Origin of the sequence: Micromonospora chalcea (assembly GCF_028768405.1) — a bacterium.
Lineage (GTDB): Bacteria > Actinomycetota > Actinomycetes > Mycobacteriales > Micromonosporaceae > Micromonospora > Micromonospora chalcea.
This window is the reverse complement of sequence record NZ_CP118233.1, coordinates 1,723,376-1,734,474: the sequence shown is the minus strand read 5'-3', so window position 1 is coordinate 1,734,474 and position 11,099 is coordinate 1,723,376. Positions and strand designations below refer to the sequence as shown.

The 11,099-nt window shown below is 73.4% G+C and carries 11 protein-coding genes; 7 read left to right on the top strand and 4 right to left on the bottom strand.

Annotated elements, in window-relative coordinates; all coding sequences use genetic code 11:
- Positions 1–38 precede the first annotated feature (38 nt).
- The 6 genes from PVK74_RS08090 to PVK74_RS08065 all read left to right on the top strand — a co-directional run bounded on the left by PVK74_RS08090 (position 39) and on the right by PVK74_RS08065 (position 5,638).
- The gene (locus tag PVK74_RS08090; RefSeq protein WP_274478705.1) at positions 39–851 is read left to right on the top strand and encodes an ABC transporter ATP-binding protein; all 813 of its coding nucleotides are present in this window, start codon (positions 39–41) and stop codon (positions 849–851) included.
- Positions 848–1,564, top strand: a complete 717-nt coding sequence (locus PVK74_RS08085; RefSeq protein ID WP_043323500.1) for an ABC transporter ATP-binding protein — start codon at positions 848–850, stop codon at positions 1,562–1,564. Before PVK74_RS08090 ends, PVK74_RS08085 begins: the two co-directional genes overlap by 4 nt.
- A gap of 13 nt (positions 1,565–1,577) precedes the next feature.
- Positions 1,578–2,456, top strand: a complete 879-nt coding sequence (locus PVK74_RS08080; RefSeq protein WP_043323502.1) for a branched-chain amino acid ABC transporter permease — start codon at positions 1,578–1,580, stop codon at positions 2,454–2,456.
- Positions 2,453–3,598: a branched-chain amino acid ABC transporter permease gene (locus PVK74_RS08075; protein ID WP_069088511.1), complete on the top strand. Its 1,146-nt coding sequence runs from the start codon at positions 2,453–2,455 to the stop codon at positions 3,596–3,598. The genes PVK74_RS08080 and PVK74_RS08075 overlap by 4 nt, the downstream gene beginning before the upstream one ends.
- 52 nt (positions 3,599–3,650) lie before the next feature.
- The gene (locus tag PVK74_RS08070) at positions 3,651–4,922 is read left to right on the top strand and encodes an ABC transporter substrate-binding protein (RefSeq protein ID WP_064445709.1); all 1,272 of its coding nucleotides are present in this window, start codon (positions 3,651–3,653) and stop codon (positions 4,920–4,922) included.
- Positions 4,923–5,011: 89 nt separating this feature from the next.
- Positions 5,012–5,638, top strand: a complete 627-nt coding sequence (locus PVK74_RS08065) for a TetR/AcrR family transcriptional regulator (protein WP_064445710.1) — start codon at positions 5,012–5,014, stop codon at positions 5,636–5,638.
- A 16-nt stretch (positions 5,639–5,654) separates the two neighbouring features.
- On the opposite strand, the gene PVK74_RS08060 is transcribed toward PVK74_RS08065, so the two are convergent.
- The 4 genes from PVK74_RS08060 to PVK74_RS08045 all read right to left on the bottom strand — a co-directional run bounded on the left by PVK74_RS08060 (position 5,655) and on the right by PVK74_RS08045 (position 9,192).
- Complete coding sequence (locus tag PVK74_RS08060; RefSeq protein ID WP_043323509.1) at positions 5,655–6,242, bottom strand: cysteine hydrolase family protein; 588 nt, start codon at positions 6,240–6,242, stop codon at positions 5,655–5,657.
- A gap of 10 nt (positions 6,243–6,252) precedes the next feature.
- Complete coding sequence (locus tag PVK74_RS08055) at positions 6,253–8,340, bottom strand: amylo-alpha-1,6-glucosidase (protein ID WP_274478704.1); 2,088 nt, start codon at positions 8,338–8,340, stop codon at positions 6,253–6,255.
- On the bottom strand, positions 8,333–8,701 hold the full coding sequence (locus tag PVK74_RS08050; RefSeq protein ID WP_274478703.1) for an SCP2 sterol-binding domain-containing protein: 369 nt from the start codon (positions 8,699–8,701) through the stop codon (positions 8,333–8,335). The genes PVK74_RS08055 and PVK74_RS08050 overlap by 8 nt, the downstream gene beginning before the upstream one ends.
- Positions 8,702–8,775: 74 nt before the next feature.
- On the bottom strand, positions 8,776–9,192 hold the full coding sequence (locus PVK74_RS08045) for a MarR family winged helix-turn-helix transcriptional regulator (protein WP_104114099.1): 417 nt from the start codon (positions 9,190–9,192) through the stop codon (positions 8,776–8,778).
- A gap of 80 nt (positions 9,193–9,272) precedes the next feature.
- Here PVK74_RS08045 and PVK74_RS08040 point away from each other — a divergent pair, with 80 nt between their 5' ends.
- Entirely contained in the window at positions 9,273–11,063 is a 1,791-nt protein-coding gene (locus tag PVK74_RS08040) for an ABC transporter ATP-binding protein (RefSeq protein ID WP_274478701.1), read from the top strand.
- Positions 11,064–11,099 lie beyond the last annotated feature (36 nt).

Genomic DNA, 11,099 nt, shown 5'->3' with positions numbered 1-11,099 from the left:
TAGTTTTTCCGCGCTCCGTCGACCGGCACGAGGTGACGATGAGCCCACCGGCCACCCCCGCCGACGATCAGGGTCTGGCGCTGCACCACGTCGGCGTACGCTTCGGCGGCCTGGTCGCCCTCGACGACGTCTCGCTGCGCGTACCGCCCGGCCGGGTCGTCGGCGTGATCGGGCCCAACGGCGCCGGCAAGACCACGCTGTTCAACTTGGTCTGCGGCTTCGTCCGACCCACCGAGGGCTCGCTCACGCTCGACGGCCGGCCGTTCCGGCCCCGCCCGCACGCCCTCACCCGGCTCGGCATCGCCCGTACGCTGCAGGGCGTCGGCCTGTTCGCCGGGCTGACCGTGCTGGAGAACGTGGTGGCCGGCGCGAGTCACACCGCCCGCGCCGGTTTCGCCGCCGCGCTGTTCGGCCTGCCGCGCAGCGACAACGACGAGCGCCGGCTGCGCGCCCAGGCCCTGGACCTGCTCGCCGAGCTGGGCATCGACAAGCACGCCGACGCCGCGCCGGGCACCCTGCCCTATGCGGTACGCAAGCGGGTCGCGCTGGCCCGCGCGCTGATCGCCCGCCCCCGGCTGCTGCTGCTCGACGAGCCGGCCGGCGGTCTCGGCGCCGACGACGTGGCCGAGCTGGCCGACCTGGTCCGCGCGCTGCCCGACCGGGCCGACGGCTGCGCCGTGCTGCTCGTCGAGCACCACATGGACCTGGTCATGTCCGTCTGCCACGACCTCGTGGTGCTCGACTTCGGCAAGGTGATCGCCGCCGGGGCGCCGGAGAGCATCCGCGACGACCCGAGGGTCACCGAGGCGTACCTGGGCGCCGACGTGCCGGTCGAGGGGAGCACGCCGTGACCGCCGTGCTGGAGGTGGAGGCGCTCAGCAGCGGCTACGGCCCGGTGCCGGTGCTGCGCGACGTCGCGTTCACCGTCCCGGCCGGCACCGTCACCGCCGTGCTCGGCGCCAACGGCGCGGGCAAGACCACGCTGCTGCGTACCCTCTCGGGCCTGCTGCGGCCCACCGGCGGCCGGATCCGGTACGCGGGCGAGGACCTGCGCGGCGTCCGGGTGGAACACCTGGTCCGGCGCGGGCTGGCGCACGTGCCGGAGGGGCGCGGCGTGGTGACCGAGCTGACCGTGGCCGAGAACCTGCGCCTGGGCGGGCTGTGGCGGCGTGACCGGGCCGACGCCCGGCGCGCGCAGGACGAGGTGTACGAGCTGTTCCCGGCGCTGGCCCGCCGCCGCGACCACGCCGGACACCAGCTCTCCGGCGGCGAACGGCAGATGCTCGCGATCGGCCGCGCGCTGATCGCCCGGCCCCGGCTGCTGCTGCTCGACGAGCCGTCGCTCGGGCTGGCGCCCAAGGTCACCGCGCAGATCATGGCGCTGCTGCGGCGGCTGCGCGACGAACGGGGGCTCACCGTGCTGCTGGTCGAGCAGAACGTGCGCTCCGCGCTCTCCGTCGCCGACCAGGGCATCGTCATGTCGCTCGGGCGCGTGGTGACCGCCGCGCCGGCCGCCCGGCTGCGCGACGACGACCAGCTCCGGCACGCGTACCTCGGATTCTAGGAAGGGGTCGCGGATGGAGCGGTTCTGGTTCCTCACCTTCGACGGGCTCGCCGCCGGGGCGGTCTACGCGGCGTTCGCGCTCGCGCTGGTGCTCATCTGGCGGGCCGCCCGGGTGGTCAACTTCGCCCAGGGCGCGATGGCCGTGGCCACCGCCTACGTCGGCTACGCGGTCGTCTCCGCCACCGGCTCGTACTGGCTCGGCCTGGCCGCCGCGATCCTGTCCGGACTGGCCCTGGGCGCGCTGGTGGAGCGGGTGCTGATGCGGTTCGCCGGGCCCGGCGGGCCGCTCAACCAGGTGATCGTCGCGCTCGGCCTGGTGCTCGTCATCCAGGCGGTGCTCGGCATGATCTTCGGCAACGAGTACCGTCCCGCCCCGGCGCCGTTCGACACCGACGCGCTCACCATCGCCGGGGTGGCCGCGCTGTCCCCGTACGACCTCTGGGTGCTCGGCGCGGCGCTCACGGTGGTGGCGCTGCTCGCGGTGCTGTTCACCCGCACCCCGATCGGATTGCGGATGCGGGCTGCCGCGTTCGCCCCCGAGGTGTCCCGGCTGCTCGGCGTCAGCGTCGGCCGGATGCTCACGCTCGGCTGGGCGCTCGCCGCCGCCGTCGGCGCGCTGGCCGGGATGCTCGTCGTCCCCACCGGACTCGGCCTGCACTCGCACGCCATGGACCTGGTCTTCGTGATCGCGTTCACCGCCGCCGTGGTCGGCGGCCTGGACAGCCCGGTCGGCGCTGTCGTCGGCGGCCTGCTGGTCGGGCTGATCCTGTCCTACGTCACCGGCTACCTCGGACCGGACACCACCCCGCTGGCCGTCCTGGTGCTGCTGCTGGCCGTCCTGCTGGTCCGCCCCGGCGGGCTCTTCTCCGCGGCGAGAGCGAGGCACGTGTGACGACCACCCCGACCGAGACCGCGCCCGCCACGGCGTCCCCGCTGCGCCGGCTGCTGCCCGGCGCGCCGGCCGGACGCGATCCGCGCGGCTCCACGCTGCTGCGCCACCTGGCCGTGGCCGTGTTCGCCGGCACGCTCGTCGTGCTGGTCACCAACCAGCTCGCGCCGTACCAGAACCTCCAGGTGGCGCGCGTCTGCGCGTTCCTCTGCGTCACCGCCGGGCACACCGTGCTGGTCGGGCTCAACGGCCAGCTCTCGCTCGGGCACGGCGCGCTGATGGCCACCGGCGCGTACACCGTGGCGCTGACCCAGCAGGCCCTCGACGAGCGGGCCGTACGCGGGTGGTGGACGCTGCCGGCGTCGCTGCTCGCGGGGGTCGCGGTGACCGCGCTCGGCGGACTCGTCGTCGGGCTGGCCGCGGCCCGGCTGCGCGGCCCCTACCTGGCCGGCGTGACCCTCGCCGTGGCGACGCTCGTCCCGGCGGTCACCACGATCTTCACCGGCGTGTTCAACGGCGAGCAGGGGCTGTCGTTCCCGGCGCAGACGCCACCGGCCGCGCTCGGCGCCTACTTCCAGCCCGAGCGCTGGCTGGCCTGGATCGCGCTGGCCGCCGCGCTGCTCACCATGCTGCTGCTGGCCAACCTGGTGCGCAGCCGTTTCGGCCGGTCGCTGCGGGCGGTCCGCGACGACGAGGTCGCGGCCCGGCTCGCCGGCATCCCGGTGGCCCGTACGCAGGTGCTCGCGTTCGTGGTCAGCGCCGCCTGCGCCGGGCTGGGCGGCGGCGTGTACGCCATGCTCACCGCCACCGTCGCGCCCGGCAAGTTCCCGCTGGACCTGTCGCTGTTCCTGCTCATGGCGATCGTGATCGGCGGGCTGGGCAGCCTGGCCGGCGCGGTCTGGGGCGCGGTGCTGCTGGTCGCGCTCCAGGACCTGCCCGGCCTGCTCACCGAACACCTCAGCCTCTCCGCCGGGCTGGCCCAGCGGCTGGAGGGCAACCTCGCGCTGGCCGTGTTCGGCCTGGTCCTCATCGTCGTCATGCTCGCCGCCCCGGGCGGCCTGCAGGGCGGCGTGCGTGCCCTCACCGCCCGCCTACGCGGGGCCGTCCGCCGCCGTCCCGCCACCCCCCGGCCGCCGGACCGCTGACCTCACCGGTTCCACCCACACCGTTCGCACCGTCGCACCGGAATGGAGAACCATGCGCACCACCACCCGCCGCGTTCTCGCGGCCGCCGCCGGCCTGGCCCTGCTGGCCGCGCTGCCGGCCTGCGCCGACGACGAGAAGCAGGCCGCCGAGAATGTTCCCGGCGTCAGCGACTCCGAGGTCGTCATCGGCACCCACCAACCGCTCACCGGACCGGCCGCGCCCGGCTACTCGAAGATCTCCGCCGCCACCAAGGCGTACTTCGAGCATGTCAACGCCAAGGGCGGCGTGCACGGCCGGAAGATCGTCTACAAGGTCATGGACGACGGCTACAACCCCGCCAACACCGAGAACGTGGTCCGCAAGCTGGTGCTCGACGACAAGGTCTTCGCGCTGCTCGGCGGCCTCGGCACGCCCACGCACACGAACGTGCTGGAGTTCGTCAAGACGCAGAAGGTGCCGGACCTGTTCGTCGCCTCCGGCAGCCGCAACTGGAACGAGCCGGACAAGTACCCGACGACGTTCGGCTGGCAGCCCGACTACACGGTCGAGGGCAAGATCCTGGCCAGCTACGTCAAGCGGGAGTTCCCCGGCGCGAAGGTCTGCCACTTCGGGCAGAACGACGACTTCGGGCGGGACTCGCTGGTCGGCGTCGAGCAGGTCCTCGGCCCGGTCGCGGCGAAGCAGACGTACACCACCACCAACCAGCAGGTCGGCCCGGCGATCGGGGCGCTGCGCGCGGCCGGCTGCCAGGTGGTCATCTCGGCGACCATCCCCGGCTTCACCGCGCTGGCCATGGGCCAGGCCGCCGGGCAGGGCTTCAAGGCGCAGTGGGTGGTGTCCAACGTGGGCGCCGACTACACCACGCTGGCCGCCCAGCTCGGCGACAAGAAGGTGATCCTCGAGGGCATGGTGGCCGACAACTACCTGCCGAACGTGGCCGACACCGCGAACCCGTGGATCCAGGAGTTCACCAAGATCCACCAGAAGTACAACGCGGGCAACCCGGTCGACGGCAACGCCATCTACGGCTACTCGATGGCGTACACGTTCGTCCAGGCGATGCTCGCCGCCGGGCCCGACCCCACCCGGGAGAAGCTGGTCGAGGCCGTGCGCAAGGGCGGCTTCCGCGGGCCCGGCCTGGTCCCCTTCCGGTACGCCGACGGCGTGCACGCCGGCTACGGCGGCGTCCGGCTCACCAAGGTGAGCAACGGCGTGCAGGAGTACTTCGGTCCCGCGTACACCACGGACGACGGCGACGGTGCGGTCACCGAGTTCACCGAGCCGCCGACGAACCCGCCCGCCGACGCGGTGCCGACCGCCTGAGGCGTCCCGCCGGGCGGCCGGGTGCCGGTCGCCCGGCGGCACGCACGTAGAGTTGCCGCCGGTACCCGAGCAACAGGAGATCCGTACCCATGATCGAGGTGGAGGCCGACCCGCCGGAGCGGGTGGACGGCCGGGCGGCGCGAGCCGAGCGGACCCGGGCCGCGATCGTGGAGGCGCACCTGGCCCTGATCGACTCCGGTGACCTGCGCCCCACCGGGGAACGGATCGCCGAGCGGGCCGGGGTGTCGCTGCGCACGCTCTGGACCAACTTCAAGGACATGGAGACGCTGTTCGCGGCGACCGGGCGGCGGGTCGGCGAGCGGCAGGCCGCGCTCTGGCGGCCGGTGTCGCCGGAACTGCCGCTGACCGCCCGGATCGCCGCGTTCTGCGACCAGCGCGCCCGGCTGCTGGAGGTGCTGGCGCCCTCGGCCCGCGCGTCGGCGCTGCGGGAGCCGTTCTCCCCGCAGTTGCGCCGCAATCGGGAGGCGGCGGTCGCCCGGGTCCGGCACGAGATCGAGGCGGTGTTCGCCCCGGAGCTGGCGCACGCCGGTCCGGGCCGCGCGCAGTTGCTGGACGCGCTGACGGTGGCCGGCACCTGGTCGTCCTGGTCGATGATGCGCGACTCGATGGGTCTCGACGTGGACGCCGCCCGCGCGGTGATGGCCCGGATGCTCGGCGCGCTGCTGGTCGACGCGATCGCCGCCGGCCTGCGCTGAGCGCCCCGGCGGCCGGTCAGGCGATCTCGCCGGTGGTGGCGATCTCGCCGAGCTGGCCCAGCGTGCTCAGGTACGCCTCGTGCAGCTCGTCGGTGGCCGCCGTGCACGCGTCGGAGACAGTGACGATGCGGTACCCGTTGTCGACCGCCTGGTAGGCGGTGGCGGCGACGGCCAGGTTCGTCGCGACGCCGGTGAACACCACGGTCCGCACGCCCCGGCCGCGCAGGATCAGGTCCAGTTCGGTGCCGGAGAATCCACCGAGCCGGGTGCCGGTGACCACGACGTCGCCGGGCTGTCGCCCGACCTCGTCGACGATGCGGGTCTTCGGGTCGCCCTCCAGGAACGCCCCGCGTTCGGCGATCATCGCGAAGCTCGGGGTGTTGGTGATCAGGTCCGGGTAGCCGGGCCGGTAGGCGACCCGGGTGAAGACCACGAGGCCGCCCGCCGCCCGCGCGGCGGCGGCGACCCGTGCCGCGTTCGCCGCCACGCCGTGCCGGGCCACCTGGTCGGCGAAGAACGGGCCGAAGACGCCGTCCGGGCTGACCACCTCGGGTTGCCAGTGGACGCCCACGACCGCGGTGTGCTCCCAGTCGATGCGCTGCATGTCGATCCCGTCACGGTGCGGAGAGCTGCTGTGGCGCCAGCTCGTAACGGCTCAGGCCGCCGGCGGCGGTGCTCCTGCCGAAGGCGTCCAGCCGCCCCCAACGACCGGGGACGTCGAGCAGCGCCACGTAGTCGAGGCTAGCAGGCAGAGCCGGCCGGGCCACGAGATCGTCGCCGACCGGCCGCAGGCCGAGCATCGTCCGCAGGAGCAGCAGCGGCGCTCCGGCCGACCACGCCTGCGGGCTGCACGCGGTCGGATACCGGATCGGGTAGCGGGTCTCGGACCGGTCGTGCCCGGCGAACGCCTCCGGCAGCCGGCCGTCGTAGAAGGCCGCCGCGTCCAGGATGCCGGCCGCGACGCGGGCCGCCTCCTCGGCGTACCCGTAGCGCCGCAGTCCCCAGGCGATGAACGAGTTGTCGAACGGCCAGATGGTCCCGACGTGGTAGCCCACCGGGTTGTAGCGCGCCTCGCCCTCGGCCAGCGTGCGGACACCCCAGCCGCTGAACATCGCCGGTGACATCAGGTGCCGCACCAGGGCCTCGGCCTTCGGCTCCTCGACGATGCCGCTCCACAGCAGGTGGCCGATGTTCGACGACAGGGCGTCCACCTTGCTGCCGTCGCCGTCCAGCGCCAGCGCCATGTACTCGCCGTCGTCGATCCAGAAGTCGTGGTTGAAGCGGCGCTTGAGGTCGGCGGCGTCCCGCTCCAGCCGGTCCGCGTACGCCGCGTCGTGCCAGATCTCGCGGGCCAGCCGGGCGGTGCGCACCTTCGCGTCGTACGCGTACCCCTGGAGTTCGCAGGTGGCGCGCGGGAAGCCCGGCAGCCGGCCGTCGCGGTAGGAGATGCTGTCCCAGGAGTCCTTCCAGCACTGGTTCTCCAGGCCGTTCACCGGGTTGCGCCGCTCGTAGGAGACGTAGCCGTTGCCGGCCAGGTCGGCGTAGTGGTCGATCCAGTCGACGGCCGCCCGCGCCTCCTGCTCCACCGCGCGCACGAGGGCGGCGTCGCCGGTCCACCGCTCGTACTCGTCGAGCAGCACGAGGAACAGGGGAGTGGCGTCCGCGCTGCCGAAGTAGGGGCTGTGCGGCGTCTCGTCGAAGACGGTCAGCTCGCCGTAGCGCATCTCGTGCAGGATCCGGCCCGGCTCCTCCTCCCGGAAGTCGTCGATCCGGCTGCCCTGGCGGAACGCGAGCACGGTGAGCGTGGTGGCGGCGAGCTCCGGTGCGAACGGCAGCGCCTGGAGGCTGGTGAGGATGCTGTCGCGGCCGAACAGGCTCATGAACCAGGGCAGCCCGGCGGCCAGCACGCACCCGGTCCCGGCGAGGAACGGGCTGAACCGCAGCGCGGCCAGGTCGATGAGGCTCTGCCGGTAGGTGTTCTGCAACGGCCCCCAGCTGGTCTCCAGTCGCGGCGCCCGGTCCAGCCACTCCCGTAGCTCGGCGGGCTTGTCCCGGGCGTTGCCCTCGACCCGTCCGGGCAGGCTGAGCCGTTCCAGCCCGCGGGGCAGGGGGAGGTCCGGCTCGGCGGTCAGCCGGGTCTGCCACCGGCCGTGCGGTTCGATGTGCACGCGCAGCGTCAGGCCGTTCTCGTCCACCTCCGCCGGAGCCGTCGCCGACACGATCGTCTCGCGGCGGTAGCGTTCGCGCTGGTAACCCAGGACGAGTCGCGGGCCGTCGACCCGCCGGTAGTGCCGCCCCTCCCGGTTCGTCGTGCCCTCCTTGACCGCGAAGAGGTCCGCGAAGTCCGCGTCCACCTCGATCCGTACGGTCAGGTCGACGGCTCGCCGGTCGTTGTTGACCAGGACCAGTTCCTCGTGGAGTCCGCTGTTCAGCCTGTGGGTGCGGCGCACCTCGAGCGTGCTGTTGACGTAGACGTCCTGCGCGCCCGGGACCAGGTAGAACCGGTTCTCGAAGTACTGGATGTCGTCGATGGACAGCGTGCTGAGCCGCTCGCCGTCGATGGTGAGCTGCCACCGGGACAGCAGGCGGGTGTCGTGGGCGAACAGGCCGTGGGTGCCGTCGGCCGCCGGGACGATGTCGCCGGCCCGGTCGCAGACCAGGAAGATCGTCCCGTCGAAGATGCCGACGTGGTCGTCACCCATGATCGTCTCCCCGGTGTCCTTCCGGGCGCGAGCCGGGCGGGGAGGGGAACAGCCGGCGTACGGTCGCGAACAGCCGGGGGCTGCCCTCCACCTCGGCCTCGCCGCGCAGGACGGTGGTCAGGAAGTACGCCTCGCCCCGGGCGATCCGGTCGAAGACGGCCCGGTCCGCCCGGACGACCGCGTCCCCGCCGGTGGCCTGCCGTGCCGCGGTGACCTCGCCCCGGGCGATGGAGAGCAGCCAGTGGTCGACCGACCCGTCACCGGCGATGTCGAACCGGACGCTGCCCTCGTGGAGCGCTGTCAGCCCGCGCTGCCGGCGCTGCCCCAGGCTCCGGAAGAACTCTTCGGTGGCGTCGACCATCGGCCCTCCTCCCGATGGCGCTATTCCCCGCCACGGGGCCTGTCGCCTCACCCGGATCGGGTGAAACCGCTGATCTAGTCCTCGCGCAGGCGGCGCAGGATGCGGGTCAGCTCGGCCCGGTCGTCCGGCGAGAGCGCGCCGAAGAACCGTTCCGCCTCGGTGGCCCGCGCCTGCCGGATCGCGGCGCCCACCCGCTCGCCCTCGGCGGTGGGCGCGACCAGCGTGGCCCGCCGGTCGGCCGGGTCGGGCCGGCGTTCGACCAGCCCGCGCTCCTGCAACCCGTCGATCACCTCGGTGGCCGATCGCGGCGCGATGCGCAGGTGCTCGGCGAGCGCGCCGGGACGCAGCGCGCCGTGACGCATCAGCACGCCCAGCGCCCGCGCCTGCCCGGGGCTGATCTCCCACGGCGCAAGCGCGCGCTTGGTCTGGTGCCGCAGCCGGCGGGTCACCGCCCAGAACGTCTCGGCCAGGCTCTCGTCGCTGCCGTCCACGGGGAATACGGTAACAGGCTTTCGTGTTGTTCCCTCATGTTGAGGTAACCTCAGCATTGTCCCCCACATGAGGAGCACCCTTGGATCGCATCCCCGACGGCCGTCGCGACGGCCGAACCGTCTCCCCGGCCGAGAAGGCCCAGGCCCGCGACGTGTCCCTGCGCCGGATCGGCGGCCTGTTCACCGCCCACCGCGGCCCGCTCGCCACCGTGGTGGCGATCATCGTGGCGTCCTCGATCATCGCGATGGCCACGCCGTTCCTGCTGCGTACCGTGATCGACAGGGCCCTGCCCGAGCGTGACCTGACCCTGCTGGCCTGGCTGGTCGCGGGCATGGTCGCGGTCGCCGCCGTCACCGCCGTGCTCGGCGTCGCCCAGACCTGGATCTCCACCCGCGTCGGCCAGCAGGTCATGCACCGGCTGCGCGCCGACGTCTTCGCGCACCTCCAGCGGCAGTCGATCGGCTTCTTCGTGCGCACCCGCACCGGCGAGGTCCAGTCGCGCATCACCAACGACATCGGCGGCATGCAGGCGGTGGTCACCTCCACCGCCACCTCGATCGCCGCCAACCTCACCACAGTGGTCGCCACCACCATCGCCATGCTGGCGCTGAGCTGGCGCCTCACGCTCGTCTCGGCGGTCGTGCTGCCGCCCGCGCTGTGGCTCACCCGCCGCGTCGCCCGGCTGCGCCGGGAGATCACCGCCCAGCGCCAGCGCGAGCTGGCCGACCTCACCGTGACCATCGAGGAGGGGCTGTCGGTCAGTGGCGTCCGGCTGGCCAAGACGCTCGGCACCGGCCCGGCCCTGGTCGACCGGTTCACCGCGTCCTCGGCCCGCCTGGTCGACCTGGAACTGCGCTCCGAGCTGGCCGGACGCTGGCGGATGGCCGCCATGAGCATCGTCTTTGCCGCCATCCCCGCGGTGATCTACCTCGGCGCCGGGTTGCCCGGCACCGCCGGCACGCTCACCATCGGCACGCTCGTCGCGTTCACCGCCCTGCAGGGCAACCTGTTCCGGCCGCTGATGGGCCTGCTCAACGTGGGCGTCACGCTCACCGCGTCGCTCGCCCTGTTCGCCCGCATCTTCGAATACCTCGACCTGCCCGTCGAGGTCGCCGAGCCGGCCCGCCCGGTCCCGCTCGACCCGGCCACCGCCCGCGGCCACCTCCGGATCGAGGACGTCACCTTCAGCTACCCGGGCAGCGACACCGCCGCCCTCGCGGGCGTCAGCCTGGACGTCCCGGCCGGCACCAGCCTCGCCCTGGTGGGGGAGACCGGCTCCGGCAAGAGCACGCTCGCCGCGCTGATCAGCCGGCTGCACGACCCGGCCGCCGGCCGCATCACCATCGACGGGATCGACCTGCGCGACCTGCGCCCGGCCGATCTGGCCGCCGTCGTGGGCGTGGTCAGCCAGGAGACGTACCTGCTGCACGGCACCGTGCGGGACAACCTCCGGTACGCCCGTCCGGACGCCACCGACGCCGACATCGAGGCCGCCGCCCGCGCCGCCCGCATCCACGACCTCATCGCCGCGCTGCCCGACGGGTACGACACCATGGTCGGCTCGCGCGGCCACCGGTTCTCCGGCGGCGAGCAGCAGCGCCTGGCGATCGCCCGGACCCTGCTGCGCGACCCGCGGATCCTGGTGCTGGACGAGGCGACCAGCGCGCTGGACACCGAGACCGAACGCGCGGTCCAGCGGGCGCTGGACGAGCTGGCCCGGGGCCGCACCGTGGTGACCATCGCGCACCGGCTCTCCACCGTGCGCGACGCCGACCGGATCGCGGTGCTCGACCACGGCCGGATCGTCGAGTCCGGCAACCACGACGCGCTGCTGGACCGGCGCGGCCGCTACGCCGCCCTGGTCGGCTGACCGTAGGAAAGTTTTGATCGAGTATTCATCCGTGTA

Excerpts from the sequence above, each read along its gene's own strand:
- PVK74_RS08080 (WP_043323502.1), top strand. The coding sequence starts at position 1,578 with ATGGAGCGGTTCTGGTTCCTCACCTTCGACGGGCTCGCCGCCGGGGCG.
- PVK74_RS08065 (WP_064445710.1), top strand. The coding sequence starts at position 5,012 with ATGATCGAGGTGGAGGCCGACCCGCCGGAGCGGGTGGACGGCCGGGCG.
- PVK74_RS08050 (WP_274478703.1), bottom strand. The coding sequence starts at position 8,701 with ATGGTCGACGCCACCGAAGAGTTCTTCCGGAGCCTGGGGCAGCGCCGG.
- PVK74_RS08090 (WP_274478705.1), top strand. The coding sequence starts at position 39 with ATGAGCCCACCGGCCACCCCCGCCGACGATCAGGGTCTGGCGCTGCAC.
- PVK74_RS08070 (WP_064445709.1), top strand. The coding sequence starts at position 3,651 with ATGCGCACCACCACCCGCCGCGTTCTCGCGGCCGCCGCCGGCCTGGCC.
- PVK74_RS08060 (WP_043323509.1), bottom strand. The coding sequence starts at position 6,242 with ATGCAGCGCATCGACTGGGAGCACACCGCGGTCGTGGGCGTCCACTGG.
- PVK74_RS08055 (WP_274478704.1), bottom strand. The coding sequence starts at position 8,340 with ATGGGTGACGACCACGTCGGCATCTTCGACGGGACGATCTTCCTGGTC.